14 protein-coding genes, 1 tRNA gene and 1 pseudogene are annotated in these 20,007 nt (G+C 74.6%); 11 read left to right on the forward strand and 5 right to left on the reverse strand.

Features of this window, described 5'->3' with window-relative positions:
* Positions 1–135: 135 nt before the first annotated feature.
* Positions 136–822, reverse strand: a complete 687-nt coding sequence (locus ACIBEC_RS23845) for a TetR/AcrR family transcriptional regulator (RefSeq protein WP_360497196.1) — start codon at positions 820–822, stop codon at positions 136–138.
* A gap of 132 nt (positions 823–954) precedes the next feature.
* Between ACIBEC_RS23845 and ACIBEC_RS23850 the strand changes: the two genes are divergently transcribed.
* The 4 genes from ACIBEC_RS23850 (at position 955) to ACIBEC_RS23865 (ending at position 7,466) form a co-directional block, all read left to right on the forward strand.
* Positions 955–2,667 carry a carboxyl transferase domain-containing protein gene (locus ACIBEC_RS23850; protein WP_360497193.1) on the forward strand — a complete coding sequence of 571 codons (1,713 nt, stop codon included), beginning with the start codon at positions 955–957 and terminating at the stop codon, positions 2,665–2,667.
* A gap of 140 nt (positions 2,668–2,807) precedes the next feature.
* Complete coding sequence (locus tag ACIBEC_RS23855) at positions 2,808–5,102, forward strand: biotin carboxylase N-terminal domain-containing protein (RefSeq protein ID WP_360497190.1); 2,295 nt, start codon at positions 2,808–2,810, stop codon at positions 5,100–5,102.
* Positions 5,099–6,091, forward strand: coding sequence for a hydroxymethylglutaryl-CoA lyase (locus ACIBEC_RS23860; protein WP_360497187.1), 993 nt, complete (start codon positions 5,099–5,101; stop codon positions 6,089–6,091). The genes ACIBEC_RS23855 and ACIBEC_RS23860 overlap by 4 nt, the downstream gene beginning before the upstream one ends.
* Before the next feature lie 184 nt (positions 6,092–6,275).
* A complete protein-coding gene (locus tag ACIBEC_RS23865) occupies positions 6,276–7,466 on the forward strand; it encodes an acyl-CoA dehydrogenase family protein (RefSeq protein WP_360497184.1) in 1,191 nt (396 codons plus the stop codon).
* Between the two features lie 211 nt (positions 7,467–7,677).
* On the opposite strand, the gene ACIBEC_RS23870 is transcribed toward ACIBEC_RS23865, so the two are convergent.
* Positions 7,678–8,217, reverse strand: coding sequence for a universal stress protein (locus tag ACIBEC_RS23870; RefSeq protein ID WP_396288805.1), 540 nt, complete (start codon positions 8,215–8,217; stop codon positions 7,678–7,680).
* A 734-nt stretch (positions 8,218–8,951) separates the two neighbouring features.
* Here ACIBEC_RS23870 and ACIBEC_RS23875 point away from each other — a divergent pair.
* Entirely contained in the window at positions 8,952–10,067 is a 1,116-nt protein-coding gene (locus ACIBEC_RS23875) for an HAD-IA family hydrolase (protein WP_360497181.1), read from the forward strand.
* A 57-nt stretch (positions 10,068–10,124) separates the two neighbouring features.
* Here the strand turns inward: ACIBEC_RS23875 and ACIBEC_RS23880 are convergent, their stop codons facing one another.
* A complete protein-coding gene (locus ACIBEC_RS23880; RefSeq protein ID WP_360497179.1) occupies positions 10,125–10,925 on the reverse strand; it encodes a GNAT family N-acetyltransferase in 801 nt (266 codons plus the stop codon).
* Between the two features lie 965 nt (positions 10,926–11,890).
* Here ACIBEC_RS23880 and ACIBEC_RS23885 point away from each other — a divergent pair.
* The 5 genes and pseudogenes from ACIBEC_RS23885 to ACIBEC_RS23905 form a co-directional block, all read left to right on the forward strand.
* Positions 11,891–12,893, forward strand: a pseudogene (locus tag ACIBEC_RS23885) (helix-turn-helix domain-containing protein); the annotation flags it as partial.
* Positions 12,894–13,755: 862 nt separating this feature from the next.
* Positions 13,756–14,358, forward strand: coding sequence for an oligoribonuclease (orn, locus tag ACIBEC_RS23890; RefSeq protein WP_360497176.1), 603 nt, complete (start codon positions 13,756–13,758; stop codon positions 14,356–14,358).
* Between the two features lie 157 nt (positions 14,359–14,515).
* Positions 14,516–14,591, forward strand: a tRNA-His gene (locus tag ACIBEC_RS23895).
* A 148-nt stretch (positions 14,592–14,739) separates the two neighbouring features.
* Complete coding sequence (locus tag ACIBEC_RS23900; protein ID WP_360497173.1) at positions 14,740–15,186, forward strand: DUF4442 domain-containing protein; 447 nt, start codon at positions 14,740–14,742, stop codon at positions 15,184–15,186.
* Between the two features lie 110 nt (positions 15,187–15,296).
* Complete coding sequence (locus ACIBEC_RS23905) at positions 15,297–16,214, forward strand: hypothetical protein (RefSeq protein ID WP_360497170.1); 918 nt, start codon at positions 15,297–15,299, stop codon at positions 16,212–16,214.
* 164 nt (positions 16,215–16,378) lie between these two features.
* Here the strand turns inward: ACIBEC_RS23905 and ACIBEC_RS23910 are convergent, their stop codons facing one another.
* A complete protein-coding gene (locus tag ACIBEC_RS23910; RefSeq protein WP_360497167.1) occupies positions 16,379–17,284 on the reverse strand; it encodes a fused MFS/spermidine synthase in 906 nt (301 codons plus the stop codon).
* Between the two features lie 257 nt (positions 17,285–17,541).
* Positions 17,542–18,057 (reverse strand): hypothetical protein, encoded by a 516-nt coding sequence (locus tag ACIBEC_RS23915; RefSeq protein WP_360497164.1) that lies wholly within the window; start codon positions 18,055–18,057, stop codon positions 17,542–17,544.
* A gap of 260 nt (positions 18,058–18,317) precedes the next feature.
* Between ACIBEC_RS23915 and ACIBEC_RS23920 the strand changes: the two genes are divergently transcribed.
* Positions 18,318–19,937, forward strand: a complete 1,620-nt coding sequence (locus tag ACIBEC_RS23920) for a tetratricopeptide repeat protein (RefSeq protein WP_360497161.1) — start codon at positions 18,318–18,320, stop codon at positions 19,935–19,937.
* Positions 19,938–20,007 lie beyond the last annotated feature (70 nt).

Genomic DNA, 20,007 nt, shown 5'->3' on the forward strand with positions numbered 1-20,007 from the left:
CATGGACCACCGCCCGCATCCAGGATCACCCACCGCCCGTCGAACGCCCAGCGGCCGGGGGTGGGCCGACCCCGTTCTTTCGACCTAGGCCTCCGGGCGGGGAGTGAGCGCGGGATTCGCCGCTCGCGGGCTCGCTCAGCCGCTCGCGGAAGCAGAACCCGCGGTGGCCGAGCCTGCGGAAGCCGAGCCCGCGATGGCCGCGTCCGCGGCAGCGGCGAACGCGCCGTGGGCGAGGGTGTGCAGCAAGGCGGCCATTGCGTCGCGCTGAAGACCGGACCGTTCGCCCTGGCCGGGGTGCGAGCCGAGGCTGTGCGGGGTCGAGTTGATCAGGCCGAAGACGGCGTGCACGGCGGCACGCGCCACCGGCTCGGCGGCGGGGTCGGCCAGCGGCGGGTAGGCCTGCCGGACCACGTCCACCCACAGCTCGACGTAGCCGCGCTGGAGCCGGCGGACGGTGCGGCGGTCCTCCTCCTTGAGGTTCAGCAGCTCGCGGTCGTGCAGCGTGATCAGGTCGCGGTCGTTCAGGGCGAAGTCGACGTGGCCGCCGATCAGCGCGTCCAACGCGGCGGCCGGACCGTCGCCACCGCCCGCCCGGCGGCGTCCCTCCTCCAGCAGGCGCTCGCTGATGCCGATCAGCAGGTCGGCGAGCATCGCGTCCTTGCCGGCGAAGTGACGGTAGAGGCCGGGGCCGCTGATCCCGACGGCTTTGCCGATCTCGTCCACGCCCACGCCGAGGAAGCCCCGGGCGGCGAACAGCCGGGCGGCCTCCCGGCGGATCTGGTCGCGGCGTGGGAGCGCGGAGGCTGCGGGGACGTTCGGCATGCCGCCCATCGTAGACAGTCGGGTTATCGGCCGTTAACCTGGCGGCGTAAGTTAACGTTAATTAACGTGGGATTCCAAGGGCGCACTACATCCGGCGCCCACCTGGTGCCGAGGGCAAGGGAGCTCTTGGGAATGGTCATCTCAACCGCCGGTGTACCCACCGGCGTCCCGTTCAGCGCAGCGAACGGGACCGGAGCGGTGCCGACAGCCGTACCGCCCGGAGCCGCCGCACCGGCGCCCCGGCTCGGCACCGCCGTCGACCCGGGCTCCGCGGCCTACCGCGCCAACACCGACGCGCACCAGGAGCTGGTCGCCGAGCTGCGCGCGAAGCTCGACGCGGCCGCCCTGGGTGGCGGCGCCAAGGCCCGCGCCCGGCACACCTCGCGCGGCAAGCTCCTCCCCCGCGACCGGGTGGACACCCTGCTGGACCCGGCCTCGCCCTTCCTGGAGCTGGCCCCGCTGGCCGCCGACGGAATGTACGACGGGGCGGCGCCCGCGGCCGGGGTGATCGCCGGCATCGGCCGGGTCGCCGGACGCGAGGTGGTGGTGGTCGCCAACGACGCGACCGTCAAGGGCGGCACCTACTACCCGATGACGGTGAAGAAGCACCTGCGCGCCCAAGAGGTCGCGCTGGAGAACCGGCTGCCCTGCGTCTACCTGGTGGACTCCGGCGGCGCCTTCCTCCCCATGCAGGACGAGGTCTTCCCGGACCGCGACCACTTCGGCCGGATCTTCTACAACCAGGCCAGGCTCTCCGCCGCGGGCATCCCGCAGATCGCCGCGGTGCTCGGCTCCTGCACGGCCGGCGGCGCGTACGTCCCGGCGATGAGCGACCAGGCCGTGATCGTCCGCAACCAGGGCACGATCTTCCTGGGCGGTCCGCCGCTGGTGAAGGCCGCCACCGGCGAGGTGGTCACCGCCGAGGAGCTGGGCGGCGGCGACCTGCACTCCCGCACCTCGGGCGTGACGGACCACCTGGCCGAGGACGACGCCCACGCGCTCTCCATCGTCCGCACGATCGTCGCCGGCCTCGGACCGCGCGCGGCCAAGCCCTGGCCGCTCACCCCGGTCGAGCCGCCGGCGGTGGACCCGGCGGGCCTGTACGGGGCCGTCCCGGTCGACCCGCGCACGCCCTACGACGTGCGCGAGGTGATCGCCCGGCTGGTGGACGGCAGCCGCTTCGCCGAGTTCAAGGCCGAGTACGGCGCGACCCTGGTCACCGGCTTCGCCCGGATCCACGGCCACCCGGTCGGCATCGTCGCCAACAACGGCGTGCTGTTCTCCGAGTCCGCCCTCAAGGGCGCCCACTTCATCGAGTTGTGCGACCAGCGCGGCATCCCCCTCCTCTTCCTGCAGAACATCACCGGCTTCATGGTGGGCCGGCAGTACGAGGCGGGCGGCATCGCCAAGCACGGCGCCAAGATGGTCAACGCCGTCGCCTGCACCCGCGTCCCGAAGCTGACCGTGGTGATCGGCGGCTCGTACGGAGCCGGCAACTACTCGATGTGCGGCCGGGCCTACTCACCCCGCTTCCTGTGGATGTGGCCGGGCGCCAAGATCTCCGTGATGGGCGGTGAGCAGGCGGCCTCCGTCCTCGCCACCGTTCGCCGCGACCAGCTCGAGGCGCACGGCGAGCAGTGGCCGGCCGAGGCGGAGGAAGAGTTCAAGCGCCCCGTCCGCGAGCAGTACGAGCGCCAGGGCAACGCCTACTACGCCTCCGCCCGGCTCTGGGACGACGGTGTGATCGACCCGATGGACACCCGCACCGTCGTCGGTCTCGCGCTCACCGCCTGCGCCAACGCCCCGCTGGCGCCGCCCGCCCCGTACGGCGTCTTCCGCATGTGATTCCTCCTCATGGCGCCCCTGCGTTCGTGACCCCTCCCTTCCGGGTGTGACGTCCACGGCGCCGGTCCGGAACCGGGCCGGCGCCCGACCGCCCGCCACCTCCTTCGTACGGCTCCCCTCGACCCGGAGGAACGCCTCCCATGTTCGACACAGTTCTGGTCGCCAACCGCGGCGAGATCGCCCTCCGGGTGATCCGCACCCTGCGGCGGCTCGGCGTCCGCTCGGTCGCCGTGTTCAGCGACGCGGACGCCGACGCTCCGCACGTCCGCGAGGCGGATGTCGCGGTCCGACTCGGCCCGGCCGACCGCAGCGACAGCTCGGCGGCCGAGACCTACCTGCGGACCGACCAGATCCTCGCCGCCGCCCGCCGCACCGGCGCCCAGGCCGTCCACCCCGGCTACGGCTTCCTCGCCGAGAACGCCGGCTTCGCCCGCGCCTGCGCCGACGCGGGCCTCGTCTTCATCGGACCACCTCCCGGTGCGGTCGAGCTGATGGGCGACAAGATCAACGCCAAGGAGGCCGTCCGGGCCGCCGGCGTCCCGGTGGTCCCCGGCAGCCAGGCCACCGCGCCCACCGACGAGGAGCTCGTCGCCGCCGCCGACGAGATCGGCTACCCCGTGCTGCTCAAGCCGTCCGCCGGCGGCGGCGGCAAGGGCATGCGCCTCGTGCGGGACCGGGCCGACCTGCCCACCGAGATCGCCGCCGCCCGCCGCGTCGCCCGCACCGCCTTCGGCGACGACACCCTGCTGCTGGAGCGCTGGGTCGACCGGCCGCGCCACATCGAGGTGCAGGTGCTGGCCGACGCCCGCGGCACCACCGTCCACCTCGGCGAGCGCGAGTGCAGTCTGCAGCGCCGCCACCAGAAGCTGATCGAAGAGGCTCCCTCCGTTCTCCTCAATGCCGAGACCCGCGCCGCGATGGGCGCCGCGGCCGTCCGCGCCGCGGAGTCCTGCGGCTACACCGGGGCCGGCACCGTGGAGTTCATCGTCCCCGGCATCGACCCGGACGCCCCCGCCACCGCCGACGACGGGGTGAGGGACTTCTTCTTCATGGAGATGAACACCCGTCTCCAGGTGGAACACCCCGTCACCGAACTCGCCGTCGCCGTCGGCCCCGACTCGACCCGGCTCGACCTGGTCGAGTGGCAGCTGCGCGTCGCCGCCGGTGAACCGCTCTCCTTCACCCAGTCCGACATCTCCTTCCTGGGCCACGCCATCGAGGCCCGCATCTGCGCCGAGGACCCGGAACGGGACTTCCTGCCCACCGGCGGCCGCATCCTCACCCTGGACGAGCCCCGGGGCGAGGGCATCCGCGTCGACTCCGGAGTCGCCCCCGGAACCGTCGTCACCAGCGCCTACGACCCCATGCTCGCCAAGGTCATCGCGTACGGGCCCGACCGCCCGACCGCGCTGCGCCGGCTCCGCGCCGCGCTGGCCGACACCCGCATCCTGGGTGTCACCACCAACACCGGGTTCCTGCGCCGGCTCCTCGCACACCCCGAGGTCGTCGCCGGCCGACTGGACACCGGTCTGGTGGAGCAGACCGCCCAGCAGCAGCCGGCCCTGCTCACCGCGCCGTACTCCCCCGTCAACGCGAGCGCCCCGGCCGAGGCCGCGACGCCCGCCCACCCCGGGAACGGGACCGACGCCGCAGCGGCCGAACCGCCGTCGCCCGCCCACCTCCTCTACTACGCGGCCGCGCTGGCACGGCACCTGGAACTCACCCCGACCGCCACCACCGGCGGCTGGACCGACCCGTTCTCCCTTCCCTCCGGCTGGCGCCTGAGCGGCACCCCCGCCTGGACCACCCACCGGCTCCGTACCCCCGGCCAGGATCCGGTCTCGCTGCGCATCCGTTCGATCACTGCGAGCAACGTAGCCGATGTCACTGACAATTCCGCCGGGCTCACCCGCGAGGTGGAGCTCCGGCTCGGCGACGGCCCGGTACACCGGGCCCGCGCGACCCTGGTCGGCGACCGGCTGCACCTGACCGTCGACGGCCTGCAGACCACGTTCTCGCTGGCCACCGACGCCACCCCCGGCCTCGCCGCCGGACCGGTGACCTGGCTCGGCATCGAGGGCGACGCCTGGCCGCTGCACGCCTACGACCCGGTCGTCGAGAGCGCCGCCGGGGCCGGCGCCCACCACGGCGCCCTGACCGCCCCGATGCCCGGCACCGTCACCGTCGTCAAGACCACGGCGGGCGAGACGGTCCGCAAGGGCCAGCCCCTGCTCGTGCTGGAGGCCATGAAGATGGAACACGTGATCGCCGCACCGCACGACGGCGTGGTGGCGGAACTGCGGGCCACCGCCGGCGCCACCGTCGCCATGGAGGACCTGCTGGTCGTGGTCACCCCGGTCGAGGAGGCCCCGACCGGGGGACCCGCGGCCGGAGCGGCCGCCGCCCCCGCCGAGCCCGCGGAGGTGCGGTCATGACCACCCCCGCCCCCGCCCACGAGCCCGACGCCCTCGACCTGGGCCTGCCCGACCCCGCCCGCGCCCCCGGCCTGCCCGAGGAGGTCCGGATCCACGAGGTCGGTCCGCGCGACGGCCTGCAGAACGAGAGCGCCCTGGTGCCGGTCGAGGTCAAGGCCGAGTTCATCGCCCGGCTCGCCGCTGCCGGCCTGCGCACCGTCGAGGCCACCAGCTTCGTGCACCCGAAGTGGGTGCCGCAGCTGGCCGACGCCGAGGAGCTGATGCCCAGGCTCGCCGACCTGCCGGAGCGCCACCCCGGCCTGCGGCTGCCGGTCCTGGTGCCCAACGAGCGCGGCCTGGACCGCGCGCTCGCCCACCGCGCCGGCGACATCGCGGTGTTCGCCAGCGCCACCGAGACCTTCGCCCGCCGCAACCTCAACCGCTCGGCGGACGAGGCCATGGCGATGTTCCGCCCGGTCGTGACGCGGGCCACCGAGGCCGGGGTCGCGGTCCGCGGCTACCTCTCGATGTGCTTCGGCGACCCGTGGGAGGGGCCCGTCCCGGTCCCGCAGGTGGTGCGCTACGGCGTGCAGCTGCTGGAGATGGGCTGCTCGGAGCTGAGCCTCGGCGACACCATCGGCGTGGCCACCCCGGGCCAGGTGAGCGCCCTGCTGACCGGCTTCGCCCGGGCCGGGGCCCCGGCCGACCGGCTCGCCGTGCACTTCCACGACACCTACGGCCAGGCGCTCAGCAACACCCTGGCGGCGCTGCGCGAGGGCGTCACCACGGTGGACGCCTCGGCGGGCGGCCTGGGCGGCTGCCCGTACGCGAAGAGCGCCACCGGCAACCTGGCCACCGAGGACCTGGTCTGGATGCTGCACGGGCTCGGCATCCGGACCGGCGTGGACCTGCGCGCCCTGGTCGCGACCAGCGGCTGGATGGCCGAGCGCCTCGGCCGCCCCAGCCCCTCCCGCACCGTCCAGGCGCTGCTCGGCGCCGCCCGGGGCTGACCGCCCCGCCCCCGATCCGGCGCCGGCCGCGCCCCGTACGGTCCGGCCGGCGCCACGCACCACGCCCGTCCCGCACCGCTCATCCCTCAATCACACCGTGCGACCGTCGGACCATCAGACGGACGCCCGGTCGTCCCGTTCACGCCCGCGGCCGACCCGGCCGGGCATCAGGAGGATCATCACCATGCTCGACCACCGGATCAGCAGCGAGTACGAGGAACTCCGGCGCACCGTCGCCGAGTTCGCCCAGGACGTGGTGGCACCGAAGATCGGCGAGCTCTACGAGCGGGAGGAGTTCCCCTACGAGATCGTCCGCGAGATGGGGAGGATGGGGCTCTTCGGCCTGCCCTTCTCGGAGGAGTACGGCGGCATGGGCGGCGACTACTTCGCCCTCGGCCTCGTCCTGGAGGAGCTCGCCCGCGTCGACTCCTCGGTCGCGATCACGCTGGAGGCCGCCGTCTCGCTCGGCGCGATGCCGATCTACCGCTTCGGCACGGAGGCGCAGAAGCGCGAGTGGCTGCCCCGGCTGACCTCCGGCGAACTCCTCGGCGCCTTCGGCCTCACCGAGCCCGAGGGCGGCTCGGACGCCGGGGCCACCCGCACCACCGCGCGGTACGACGAGACCACCGACGAGTGGGTCATCAACGGCACCAAGTGCTTCATCACCAACTCCGGCACCGACATCACCGGTCTGGTCACCGTCACCGCACTCACCGAACCGATCGCTCGTTCGAGTGAAGAAGGCGAATTCCGCTCGCCCACGCGGGAGATCTCCTCCATCATCGTGCCCACCGGGACCCCCGGGTTCCAGGTCTCGAAGAAGTACTCGAAGGTCGGGTGGAACGCATCCGACACCCGCGAACTGTCCTTTACCGACTGCCGCGTTCCCGCGGCCAACCTGCTGGGCGAGCGTGGCCGAGGCTACGCCCAGTTCCTGCGGATCCTCGACGAGGGCCGCATCGCGATCGCGGCCCTGGCCACCGGCCTGGCCCAGGGCTGCGTCGACGAGTCCGTGAAGTACGCCGGCGAGCGCCGGGCCTTTGGCCGGCCGATCGGCGCCAACCAGGCCATCCAGTTCAAGCTTGCCGACATGGAGCTGCGCGCCCACACCTCCCGCCTGGCCTGGCGGGACGCCGCCTCCCGGATGCTGCACGGTGAACCGTTCAAGAAGGAGGCCGCGATCGCGAAGCTGTACTCGTCCGAGGCCGCCGTCGACAACGCCCGCGAGGCGACCCAGATCCACGGCGGGTACGGCTTCATGAACGAATTCCCGGTCGCCCGATTCTGGCGCGACAGCAAGATCCTGGAAATCGGGGAGGGCACGTCCGAGGTCCAGCGCATGCTCATCGCCCGGGAGCTCGGCGTCACCTCGTGACCGCACGCTGGTGACCGGCGCGGTCGCGACGGCACCTTCGTGACCGTCACGTCGCCGTCGCGGTCGTGACCGTCACGCTCGTGGTCGCTGCGGTCACGTCCTGAGCCGAGCCCTCCGGGTCAACGCCCCGCTCCGCAACCGGTGTTGCGGAGCGGGCCACGGCGGAGGAGGCAACAGGAGGAGACGCCCGGAACAACCCTCGGGCGAACCCTCAGGGGATCACGATCACCGGGCGGTTGGCCCGCCGCGCCAGCCGTCCGGAGACCGAGCCGAAGATCTTGCCGAGCAGGCCGTGCGTCGTGCCGACGACGATCGCGTCGGCGGCGTACTCGCGGCCGACCTCCTCGATCTCGTGGCAGATGTCGCCACCGCGCTCGATCAGGATCCACGGCACCCCGGTGAGGAAGTCCGCGCAGGCGAGTTCCAGGCCGAGGACCTCGGTCCGGTGGTCGGGGAGGTCGACGAAGACGGGAGGTTCACAGCCTGCCCAGACCGTGGCGGGCAGACGGTTGGCGACGTGCACGATCACCAGGCCGCACTGCGAACGGCGCGCCATCCCGACCGCGTAGGCGAGAGCGCGCTCGCTCGACAGCGAGCCGTCGAACCCGACCACCACACCGTGCTGGAACGTCGGGTCGAGAGATGGCGCGGGAGCGTCCTGCGCCGAGGGCTCGGTGCGCCCGCCGAACGCGTCGGCCGCGCCGGAGGCCGCCTCGGGACGCTCCGCGCCCGGGCCCAGGCGGCCCGTCACCGGAGACCCCGCAGGGTCGGCCGGGGGCTCGCCACGCCGCTGGCGGGGCCCTGAGCGGTCACGGCGGGCGAGGTTGCCACGGCGGGCGAGGCCGCGCAGAGCGCGTCCGAGGCCCTGGACGCCGTCTCCCCCGGTCGCGGCGCCCGCGCTGCGGGGCGTGTCCGGTTCAACCGGTCGGGGAGGCTCAAAACCAGCCATGGCTCACGGCTCTTCGATGGAGAGGGGCCGACAGGAGAGGACGACGCTGCCCGGGCAGCAGACCCGCCCACGGGATGACGTCGGTCTGCACCGCGCAGCACCGTATGTGACCTGTTCCTTTCAGAGTACGACGGGCACGGGGCCCAGCCCAGCGGCGAAGCCCCGGAGCGACGTTGTTCCCGCGAAAGAGGGATGCGCCCGCCGCGGCAGTGCGCCCTGCCCGCAGGCCATCGCGCCCCCTCCGGAAAGGAGGTTCCCTGGAGCTTGACTGAGCGGACCGGGCGACGCAACAGGCCCGCGGGACACCGTGACCGGACTGTCATTGATCGGCGACGATCCGTTGCGACACGTCGCGAACCGTTACGCCCCACCAGTCCCGCCCGCCCCACGGGCCTGCCCGTACACCACCCGCACCCGGCCCCGCGCGGGATCGGTACGTCAGGTGCCGGAGCCCGATTCAGCCACTTCGTACGGCTTCGCGACGCGCTCTGGCATTTGCCACGTGCATAGGCGCGGGCGCTGGCACCATGCTCGACATGCCCCTGCTCCTGTTCGACCTCGACAACACGCTGCTCCCCCGGGACGCCGCTTTCCGGGCCTGGGCGCAGGACTTCCTGTCCGAACACGGCCTGCCGCCCGGCGACCTCGACTGGTTCGTCACCCTCGACGGCGGCGGCTACGTACCGCGCAGCACCGTACTGTCCGCGGTCCGGCGCCGCTACGGCCTGGACGTCTCCGCCGACTTCCTGCTCGCCCACTACCGACGCGGCATCAACTCCCACATCCACTGCCCACCCCGGCACGTCGAGGCGTTGCGGGCGGCGCGGGCGGCCGGGTGGACGCTGGGGATCGTCAGCAACGGCGGTACCCGGCCGCAGTTGGAGAAGATCCGGCGGACGGGGCTGGGGCCGCTGGTCGACGGCTGGGTCATCTCCGAGGAGGCCGACTGCGTCAAGCCGGATCCGCTGATCTTCGAGATTGCCGCCCAGCGCTGCGGCATCGCGCCCACCGGGGACTGGGCCGCGCACACCTGGATGGTCGGGGACCACGCGCCCGCCGACATCGCCGGGGCCGACCTGACCGGACTGCGCAGCGTCTGGCTGCACCACGGCCGGCCGTGGGCGGAGATCGGCTACCGGCCGACGCTGAAGGCGGCCGGGCTGCCGGAGGCCGTCGGCCAGGTGCTCGCCGCCCGCAACGCGCCCTCGCCCCGGCCGGGGACTCTCGCCGGCGGGTCGGCCCGGCGGAGGGCTGCCGGGGTGCCGGCGCGGGCGGCGGCGCCGCTCGGCGCACGGTCCGGCGCGCGCCCCACAGCGGCCGCCCCGGAGGGCCTCGGTGCGCCCGTTCCCGCGAACGCCGGGGCGGGCGGCGCGTCGAGTGCCGGAGCCGCGTCCGGTGTCCGAAACCGATCCGGCGGGTTTGCCGTGATCGCCGATGCCCGCTCCGGCGCCGGAGCGGTCTCCGGGGCACCGGCGAGCGCCTCACCGGACACGGGCGCGGACGACCGCGGGGCCGCCCCGGTCGTACCTCCGACGCCCCTCCGTACGGCGGCCGACGGGGTCGCGCCCGCTCGGACCGCCTTCGCCGCGAAGCCCGCCGCGGCCGCCGTCCTCACAGCGGCCTCGGCAGCGGTCGCAGCGGTCGCCCGGTAGCGTCCCGGCGGCACGGCGCCCCTGCGACGGCCGGGTGCCGGCCGGGCGCCCGGCCCGTCAGCCCTCCGCCGACGTGCGGCTCCACCAGCAGGTTCGGGCCTGCTCGACGAACCCGAGCTTGCGGTAGAGCGGTTCGCCGAGCGAGGTGGCGACCAGGGTGGCCGGGCGGTCCGGGTGTGCGTGGACCAGGGCGGTCTGCACGACGGCCCTGGCCACCCCGCGGCCCCGCCAGTCGGGCAGGGTGGCGACCCAGTACACGCCGGTGGCCCGTCCGTCGTCGTAGGTGAGGCAGGTGCCCGCCGGGGCGCCGTCGACGCGGCCGAGCCACGCCCGCCACCCGGGTTCGCCCAGCAGCTGCTCGGGGAGCGCGTCGCCGCGGACCCACGGCTGGCGGGCGGGCAGCGGGAAGCCCTCCACGATCGCCCGTTCGACCAGCGCGAAGCTGTCCCTGTCCGGCGCCTCATCGACCGTCAGGGTTCCGCCCCCGTGCGCCTCGTGGACCGCGGGCAGGGCGGTCGTCACGCCTTCGACCGGGCCCGGGTCCCGGACCATCACCGGCATGATCGGCATCCGGGTGGCCCCGAAGCGGGAGAGGTCGAGCCCGCCGTACGGGTCCTCCAGGGTGAAGCGTATGGTCGCCCAGTCGTCCAGCAGGTCCGCCAATTCCTTTTCCACCGAACCTGGTTCGGTGTAGGGACGGGTCACCACGACGCGGTGCGCATCGTCCGGGGTACGGGCGCAGCGGACCGCCGTCAGGCCCGGGAGGACACGGGTTCGCCAGCCGTGCACGCGGGCTTGGGCGAGCCAGAAGGCGGCAGCGTTGTCGTTGGCCCGTTCGAGCCGGCTGTTGGTGTTCACGGCAGGACCGTAACCCGGCAGTCCGGATAACGGTTCTCCCGCATCAGGCTTGGCCGGATGAAGCCTGGGAGGCGCACGACTCATGCCCGTGCGCCCTCTTGTGCACCGCCGATTTTCGGTCAATTTCGCGCCGATCCCTCCCGCTTGGGCAAATCCGCAGTCCAGACCCGCCGATCGGGCGCACGGGGGCCGGACGCCCCAGGAGCGGCCCTGCGACAACCAGCCACCGTTGCCTCGGCCCTCTTCCCAGAAAGGTCGACGGGTGCCACGCTTCGTGATCGAATGCATCACGCCAAATTGCCATGTCGACATAGCGTCGGATGGTGAACTTGTCACAACGGTGATGGTCCACCCGATAGATTTCGATCTTGGCTAGCGGTGCCGCACCACCCACACCACACCACCGAGGGGGCTTGAGCGCCTTGAGCAGGGTGAGCAGGAGCGACGCGGGTCCTGACAGCGGCCAGGCGGTGGCCGGCACCACAGGTCGGTCCGCGAGAAGCACTGGCACCTCCGCGATCGCCGCCACCACCCGCACCTCCGGCGGCTCGGGCGGCTCGGGCGCTGCCCCGCATCCCTCGTACCCCGCAGCGCACTCCGCCGTCGGCGGCCCGGGCGCGGCCCCCGCCGTCGAGCACGGCGCGGCGGCCCCGTACGGAGGCCAACCAGGCAGCGGGCAGTACGTCAGTGGGCAGCACGCCGGTGGACACGCCACCGGACACCCCGTCAGCCGAGGCCTCGTCGGCCACGCCCCGGCCTACGGCGGCGAGTACCCCGGATATCCCGGCCATCCCGCCCACTCCGGCTACGCCGGCCACCCCGCCTACCCCGGCGGCGCGCCGGGCCTGAACAGCGCCTCCGGAGCCGTCGGCGGCCCGCCCGGCGGCCTCGCGCTCGGCAGCGCCCCCGGCCACGGCCCGCTGGGCCACGGTGGCGGCCCCGGTGCGAACGGCTCCCCGGCCTCGGTGACGGCCGCCGCCCCGCGCAAGCTGTCGGGCCGGCGCCGCCGGGAGACCGTCGCGGTGCTGATCTTCGGCGGTGCCCCGATCTTCGAGAGCTCCATCCCGCTGTCGGTCTTCGGCGTGGATCGCCAGGACGCCGGGGTGCCCCGATACCGCCTGCTGGTCTGCGCCGGCGAGGAGGGCCCGCTGGCCACCACCGGCGGCCTGACCCTCTCCGCCCCGTACGGCCTGGAGGCCCTCGCCCGGGCCGGCACGATCGTCGTACCGGCCTGGCGGTCGATCTCGCAGCCCCCGCCGGTCGAGGCCATCACCGCCCTGCGCAAGGCCCACCACGAGGGCGCGCGGATCATCGGCCTCTGCACCGGCGCCTTCGTCCTGGCCGCCGCCGGCCTGCTCGACGGCCGCCCGGCGACCACCCACTGGATGTACGCGCCGACGCTGGCCAAGCGCTACCCGCGGGTGCACGTCGACCCGCGCGAGCTGTTCGTCGACGACGGCGACGTGCTCACCTCGGCCGGCACCGCCGCCGGCATCGACCTGTGCCTGCACGTGGTGCGCAGCGACCACGGCGCCGAGGCGGCCAACGCGCTGGCCCGCCGTCTGGTGGTGCCCAGCCGCCGCGGCGGCGGAGGACAGGCCCAGTACATCGATCAGTCTTTACCGGAGGAGATCGGCAACGACCCGTTGGCCGAGGTGGTCACCTGGGCGCTGGAGAACCTCAACCAGCAGTTCGACGTCGAGGTGCTGGCGGCTCGCGCGTACATGAGCCGGCGCACCTTCGACCGGCGGTTCCGCACGCTCACCGGCAGTGCGCCGCTGCAGTGGCTGATCACCCAGCGGGTGCTCCAGGCGCAGCGGCTGCTGGAGACCTCGGAGCTGTCGGTGGACGACGTCGCGCGCCGGTGCGGGTTCCGTTCGCCGGTGGCGCTGCGCGGGCACTTCCGCCGTCAGCTCGGGGTCTCCCCGGCCGCGTACCGGACCAGCTACCGGGCGCGCCGCCCCGGGCAGCAGCAGCCCACGGCGACCGGTGCGCACGGCGGCGACCTGCGGCTGCCCGGCGCGCTGTCGCACGCGGCGGCCGGCGCAGCGCCGGGCGGTCCGCTGTTCGGCGGGGCGCCCGGCGGTCAGTCGGCGCAGCCGTTCCCGGCCGGGCCGGGGGCTCCGCTGCCGGTCGGTCCGCACGGGCAGCCGTTGCACGGTCAGCCGGTCGGCCACGGCCAGCCGGGCGGGTTCGGTCCGGGACAGGCCGGGACGCCGGCCGCCCAGGCCTTCCACGCCCGCGCCGGTCAGCCGTACCCGCACCAGCAGGCCGCGCAGCAGGCGCACCCCGGGCAGCAGGGTGCGACAGGGCGCGGTCCGATGCGGCCGCCGCTGGTGCCGCCGCAGGCCGGGCCGGGTGCGGGGGCGGGACGTCCGCCGCGCACCGCCGAGCACGCGGCGGCCGAGGACGGTCTGCCCCAGCCGGGGGCGCGCGGTCAGGGCCAGGGGCACCGGAGCGCGGTCGAGCGGCCCGCGGACGAGCCGGGTGCGACCGGGCGCGGTCACGGCGCGGCCACCGGACGGACGCCGGCACCCGCCGGGCAGCCGACGCCGGGGGCGGGGGCGGCCGAGCTCCGCGGTCGGCAGGCGCGGGCGCCGCAGGTCCGTGCCCAGGGCGCTCGGCCCGCGGGCGACGGCACCCGGGCGGCGCGCGAGGCCCGTCCCGGCCGGGACGGACACCCGGTCCGCACCGGCCGGGAGGACGAGCACGCGGACGGCCGCGGCACGCACGACGGGGCGGAGGAGCACCAGGCCGAAGCCACCGCCGCGGCACCCCGCTCGGCTCCACCGGTCCCCGCGGCACGTGATCGCGCCGTAGGGTGAGTTGTGTGAATGACCGTTTGGTATGGATCGACTGTGAAATGACCGGCCTCGACCTCGACCGGGACGCCCTGGTCGAGGTCGCGGTGCTGGTGACGGACTCCGAGCTGAACATCCTCGGCGAGGGTGTGGACGTCATCATCAGGCCGCCGGCGGAGGCCGTGGCGAACATGCCCGAGGTGGTGCGCGCGATGCACACCGCCTCCGGCCTGCTGGAGGAGCTGGAGCAGGGAGTGACCCTGGCCGAGGCCGAGGAGCGGGTGCTCGCGTACGTGCGCGAGCACGTGCCGGAGGCCGGGAAGACGCCGCTGTGCGGCAACTCGGTGGCCACCGACCGCGGCTTCCTGGCCCGGGACATGCCGGCCCTGGAGAAGCACCTGCACTACCGGATCGTGGACGTCTCCTCGATCAAGGAGCTGGCCCGCCGCTGGTACCCGAAGGCGTACTACAACAGCCCGCCGAAGGGCGGTAACCACCGGGCGCTCGCCGACATCCGGGAGAGCATCGACGAACTGCGGTACTACCGCGAGGCCGTGTTCGTCCCGCAGCCCGGTCCGGACGCTGACACCGCGCGTGCCATCGCCGGGAAGTACCAGGCCCCCACCGGCTGATCCCGAGAGCAGCGGACGCCCGGCGGGCACCCGCTGCGGGTCCGCGGGGGTGCCCGTGTCCGGGGGAACGAAACCCTGGCGCGAGCACCCTCTCGGATCCTGTAGAGTTCTTCCTGTCGGAACGGGAACGCGAGAGCGGGAACGGACCGGACAGATGGTGGGTGTAGCTCAGTTGGTAGAGCACCTGGTTGTGGTCCAGGTGGCCGCGGGTTCGAGTCCCGTCACTCACCCCAGAGCCCGAGGGGCCGATCTCTTCAAGAGGTCGGCCCCTCGGGCGTTTTCGCGTTCCCCCTGTTTCGCGTTCCTTCAACTGCGCCCGGTGGCCCGGCTTTTCCGTTCGGCCCCTGCCGCCGGAAGCTACCGGCTAGTAACATCGTCGCCATGACCACACCTACGATCGGCCAGATGCTCGACGCCACCGTGCCGATGGCACACACCCTCAAGCTCGAGTACCTGGAGACCACCCCGGAGCGCGCCGTGCTCCGGCTGCCCGACCAGCCCGCGTACCACAACCACGTCGGCGGCCCGCACGCCGGCGCGATGTTCACGCTCGCCGAGTCCGCCAGCGGCTGCATCGTGCTCGCCGCCTTCGGCGACCAGCTGTCCCGGGCCGTGCCGCTGGCTGTGAACGCCGAGATCGCGTACAAGAAGCTCGCCATGGGCGAGGTCACCGCGACCGCCGTGCTCGGGCGCCCGGCCGCCGACGTCGTCGCCGAGCTGGACGCCGGCGGCCGACCGGAGTTCCCGGTCACCGTCGAGATCACCCGCGCCGACGGCGCCGTCACCGGTGTGATGACGGTCACCTGGACCCTGCGTCCCAACTCCTGACCGCCGCGCGGTCGGTGGCCCCGGGAACGCCGCCCCGGGGCCGCTCGCACGATGACTGTCCGTGACGGCTGGGCGTGACCTCACCGCCCGTCCGCTCGTTCTCAACTCACGTGCGAGCCAATCACGCGACCAAGCCCCAGGAACCCGTCCCCCGCGGCGTCGCCGAAGACCGGCGCGGCATCGCCCGCCGGCTGCCCCGCCCCCGCGCCGTCGCGGCCGCCGGCGCCCTGCTCGCACAGCTCTGGGGCCTCGGCGCAGCCGGCGCGTACGCGGCCTCCGCCGACCCACCGCGGGAACCTGCCCGACCCGCCGCGCACCACGCCCCGTACGGCGCACCGGCGCCCGCCGGGCCGACACTCGATGCACCGGCGCTCGACGGACCAGCGCTCGACGGCCAGTCAGCCGAACACCCCGTCGGGCCGGGGCCGTCGACGGGCGGGGCGCCGCGCCGCTCCCCCGGGCTCGCCGGGGAAGTCTCCGGCGGCGGCACCGTCGAAGGGGCCCCCGGGACGGTCGGCGACACCCTGCAGGAGCAGATCCGGGCCGGTGGCCTGCCCCTGCCCGGCCAGCAGGCCGCTGTGCCCGACGCCTTCGCGCTCGCCTCCGGCCTGCTCGACACCGTCCCCGCCCAGGCCCGGCCCGCCGAGGCCCGCGCCTCCCGCGAAGGCGAGCCCACCGGACTGCCCTCCGCCGACCGGCCGCAGCCCGGCACCACCCGCTCCACCGTTCCGCGGCAGCGCGAGGCCTCGGAGGCTCCGCCGGCCCCGGAGACGTCCGAGGCCGACACCCCTGCCGGGACCTCCGCCGACCCCGAACGCGCGCCGGCCCCCGCAGGCCCTGCCACGGCGGTCGCCGTGCCGGGCGCCGGCGGGACGCCGGAGACGCTCGTCGTCGCCGACACCGCCACGGTGACCGCCGTGGCCGACGGCTCCGCCACCGCGACCGCCGTCCTCGCCCCCATCGCCGCCGGGCTGCTGCTCACCGGGGCGGCCATGTGCAAGCACCGCGGGCTGCCGCGCGGGCACTGAACAGGCGGGCACTGAACGGGCGGCCGCGAGCAACTCGGTCGCCTGCCAATGACTTTACGGCCGTCAGGGAGCGCGATGTCGCCCGCGAACCGGCCGTGCCGGCACCGTTCCGCCGATGGTGGGCCTTCTCTCGGGGTGCCTGCGGAAACAGCGACCGGCGTCCGTCAGTGGAAGACGCCCGGCGGCGGTTCCGGGGACGGCGCGGCCGTGGCGTCCGTCGCCGGGGTGGCTCCGGCGGCGAAGTCGCCGAGGGTCCGGCCGTGTTCGACGCGGGCGTGGGCGGAGTCGGAGGCGGCGCGACGGGTGAGGTCGGCGGCCGGGAGGGGGGTGTGGGCGGCGGCGAGTACGAGGTTGCCGAAGCGCTTGCCACGCAGGACGGCCGGGTCGGCGATCAGACAGAGCTCGGGGAAGACCGCGCCGAGGGTGGCGACCTGGGAGCGGGCGAAGGGGAGGGCGCCGCCGTCGGCGATATTCGCGGTGTACCAACCACCGGGGGCGAGGGCGCGGGCGGCGAGCGAGGTGAATTCGACGGTGGTGCAGTGGGCCGGGGTGCGGGCGCCGGAGAAGACGTCGGTGATGACCAGGTCGACGCTGCCCTCGGGGGTGCGCTCCAGCACGCTGCGGGCATCCCCGCCGCGCACCTTGATCTGCCAGCCGCGCTCCAACGGCAGTTCGGCGCGGACGAGTTCGGTGAGCGCGGTGTCGATCTCGGCGACCTGCTGGCGGGAGCGCGGCCGGGTGGCGGCGACGTAACGGGCCAGGGTGAGGGCCCCGCCGCCCAGGTGCAGGACGGTCAGCGGGCGGCCGGGCGGGGCGACCAGGTCGATCAGGTGGCCGAGCCGGCGCTGGTACTCGAAGCCGAGGTGGGTGGGGTCGGCGAGGTCGACCAGGGACTGCGGGGCGCCGTCGATCAGCAGCGACCAGGCGGCCGGTCGGTCTCGGTCGGGCCGCAGTTCGGCCAGGCCGGAGCCGACGGGACGGGTCAGCGGCCCCTGGGCGTGGGTGCGCCCGCCCACGCCGGTGGTGACCGCCGTCTCGCTGCCGCGCGCGGCTCTGCTGCTTCGTCCCATGAGGGCCATTATCGCCGCAGGCGCGGGAGGAGCTGCCGCCGCAGGCGCGGGAGGAGCTGCCGCCGCAGGCGCGGGAGGAGCTGCCGCCGCAGGCGCGGGAGGAGCTGCCGCCGCAGACATGGGGGACCTGTCTCGGCCGGCGCGGGGCACCAGTCGCCACCACGGCGATACACCCCCGCTCAGGGGCGCGCCGCGGGGACCCGGCCGGCGGGGCGAGCGGTGCTCGCGGGCCCGGCGGGATCCGCGCGGCACACCCGCTAGAACGGGCCGAGGCCGCCTGCGGTGAGCGTGCAGGCGGCCTCGCAGAGGGCGGAGCGGAGTACCCAGGCGTCGGTGGGGCGGGCGGTGCAGCCCGAGCCGGCGGGTGGGATCACCCAGCGCGGGTCGGTGGCGGCGGGGACGAGCGCGCCGGCCGTACAGGAGCTTCCCGGCAGGTGCCAGGTCTCCCAGGCGCCGGCCGGGACGAGGAAGGAGAGGGTGCTGCCGTTGCGGCTCTGCAGCACGGCCCCGCAGGCGCGGCGCAGTCTCAGGATGTCGACGGCCTCCAGGCCGTGCCGGAGGGCGACCGTCACGGTGTCGCAGGCGGTGACGAGGGTGACCTCGTCGGGGACAGCGCGCTCGCGCCGGGGGCCGCCGCAGGAGGCGCGGCCGCCCTCGACCGGGCCCCGGCCGGGGATCCGGTCGTCGGCGGGGTCGGGCAGCAGGGCGGGGGCTGCGCCGGCGAGCACGCCCCCCGCGACGGGTCGGTGCTGCGGCAGTCCGGTGGCCATCATGGGCCCTCCTGTACCTCGTCGGATCCGGAAGCACAGCCGCCCGGAGGGGCCACCGGGCTGGGACGGGCCGGGGCGACGGCCTGGGCTTCCACGTATCAGGACAACGCGGAGGATGCACCTGAGGCCACGGGGCGCCTTACAGCAAGGCATGGCATTTCATGGCAGATATCCCGCAACATCGCCTGTTTTGCCCGGGATTGTCAGCATATCTCCCGCCAACCCAATGTGGCCGGTCGGTGACTCCTAGTACTCTCGGCGCCATGGCAGCCACCCCACCGGCCGAGCCGAACCGACCGTTCCCCAACACCGTGATGCGCGCGCTGCGCGGCGACCGCTCGCCGGGCGAGTTCGCCATGGTGGTACGCCGGGCCGCGCGCGAGATCGGCGAGCACGTCTCCTGCGACGCACGCTACGTCGGACGGGTCGAGTCCGGTGAGATCCGCTGCCCCAACTACGCCTACGAACGGGTCTTCCGGCACATGTGGCCGGGCCACACGCTCGAAGACCTCGGCTTCGCCCCCCGGGCCGCCGTCCGCCGCCGCTCGGCGGACGGCGGCGGACGGACCGAACCGCCTCCGCTCCACCCGCCGCTCCCGCCCCTGCCCGCCCCGCGCTCACCACTTTCCACTCAACTCCCGTACGCTGCCTCGCCGTACGCGGATCCAACCGCTCCGTACGGCCCCCCGTGGCCGAGCCCTGGCGCGGTGCCCCGGGGGCTCGATGGATCGCCCTATCTCGACGAGGAGAACGACGACGTGCGTCGCCGTACGTTCCTGGCCGGCGGCACCACCGCGCTGGCCTCCGTGATCGGCATCGACCGGTCGGCCGTGGCCGCCGGTCGACAGGCCGGTGCCGACGGTGCCTCCGGTGTGCTCACCGGCCAAGGCGCCCTTCCCGGTGCGGAGTTCGCCGCACCGTCGCTGCTCTCGACCGACCCCCTGGTGCCCGGCCGGCCCGGGCCGGTGCCGCCGCTGCGGCGGGTCGGCGCCGCCGAGGTGTTCGGTGTCGAACAGGCCGTCCGAGACATCCGGCTGGCCGACGACGCGCACGGCGCCGACGCCCTGTACGAGCTCGCCGGGCAGTCGCTGCGCAATGCGTACGTGCTGCTCAACGAGGGCGAGTACAGCGCCGAGACGGAACGCCGACTGCAGGCCGGAGCCGGCGAACTCGCCATCTCGGTGGGCTGGTTGGCGCACGACTCGAACCGGCTCGCGGACGCCCGCTCGCTCTACGCCGAAGCGCTGGCCACCGCCAGGATGGCCGGGGACTCCGCGCTGGAGGCGCACGTCTTCTGCAACAGTGCCTTCCTCGCCCGGGACGCCGGCCGCCCCCGCGAGGCGCTGCGCGCCGCCCAGGCCGGGCAGGTCGCCGCCCGGGAGCTGGGCTCCGACCGGCTGCTCGCCCTGCTGGCCATGCGTGAGGCCGGCGCCTGGGCCGTGCTGCAGGACCGCACCTCCTGCGAACGCGCGCTCGGCCGGGCGTACGCGCTGTTCGACCACGGCCCCTCCGAGGCCGATCCGGAGTGGATGTCCTTCTTCGGCGAGGCCGAGATCGCGGGCCTCCAGTCGCAGTGCTGGTCCGCGCTCGGCGACTGGGACCGTGCCAGCGAGCAGGCCGGGCTGGCCATAAGGCTGCAGAAGCCGCAATTCGTCCGCAACCGGGTGCTGTACACCGCCGAGTTGGCCCACGACCGGCTCGGCCGGGGGGACGTGGCCGGCGCGGCCCACCACGGCTCGTCCGCTGTCGCGCTGTTCGCCGACGTCCGCTCGGCCCGGATCCGGAGCATGCTGGCGGACACCGCCGGTCGGCTGCGCCCGCACGCTGCGGTGCCCGAGGTGCGCCGGTTCCTGGCCGAGTACGACCGGGCGGCCGCCGCCTAGGCCAGAGGCCGCCGCCCGGGGACGCCGCGGGCGTCCGTGCCCGGCGTTCAGTGCCCGCGCCGGGAGCCGG

It is taken from the genome of Kitasatospora sp. NPDC051164, from assembly GCF_044455625.1.
In the GTDB taxonomy this organism is placed as follows: domain Bacteria; phylum Actinomycetota; class Actinomycetes; order Streptomycetales; family Streptomycetaceae; genus Kitasatospora.

Bases quoted from the DNA above. Each gene is read 5' to 3' on its own strand.
- ACIBEC_RS23850 (WP_360497193.1), top strand. From the start codon at position 955: ATGGTCATCTCAACCGCCGGTGTACCCACCGGCGTCCCGTTCAGCGCA.
- ACIBEC_RS23920 (WP_360497161.1), top strand. From the start codon at position 18,318: ATGGCAGCCACCCCACCGGCCGAGCCGAACCGACCGTTCCCCAACACC.
- ACIBEC_RS23845 (WP_360497196.1), bottom strand. From the start codon at position 822: ATGCCGAACGTCCCCGCAGCCTCCGCGCTCCCACGCCGCGACCAGATC.
- ACIBEC_RS23910 (WP_360497167.1), bottom strand. From the start codon at position 17,284: ATGGGACGAAGCAGCAGAGCCGCGCGCGGCAGCGAGACGGCGGTCACC.
- ACIBEC_RS23915 (WP_360497164.1), bottom strand. From the start codon at position 18,057: ATGATGGCCACCGGACTGCCGCAGCACCGACCCGTCGCGGGGGGCGTG.
- ACIBEC_RS23865 (WP_360497184.1), top strand. From the start codon at position 6,276: ATGCTCGACCACCGGATCAGCAGCGAGTACGAGGAACTCCGGCGCACC.
- ACIBEC_RS23875 (WP_360497181.1), top strand. From the start codon at position 8,952: ATGCCCCTGCTCCTGTTCGACCTCGACAACACGCTGCTCCCCCGGGAC.
- ACIBEC_RS23860 (WP_360497187.1), top strand. From the start codon at position 5,099: ATGACCACCCCCGCCCCCGCCCACGAGCCCGACGCCCTCGACCTGGGC.
- ACIBEC_RS23900 (WP_360497173.1), top strand. From the start codon at position 14,740: ATGACCACACCTACGATCGGCCAGATGCTCGACGCCACCGTGCCGATG.
- ACIBEC_RS23855 (WP_360497190.1), top strand. From the start codon at position 2,808: ATGTTCGACACAGTTCTGGTCGCCAACCGCGGCGAGATCGCCCTCCGG.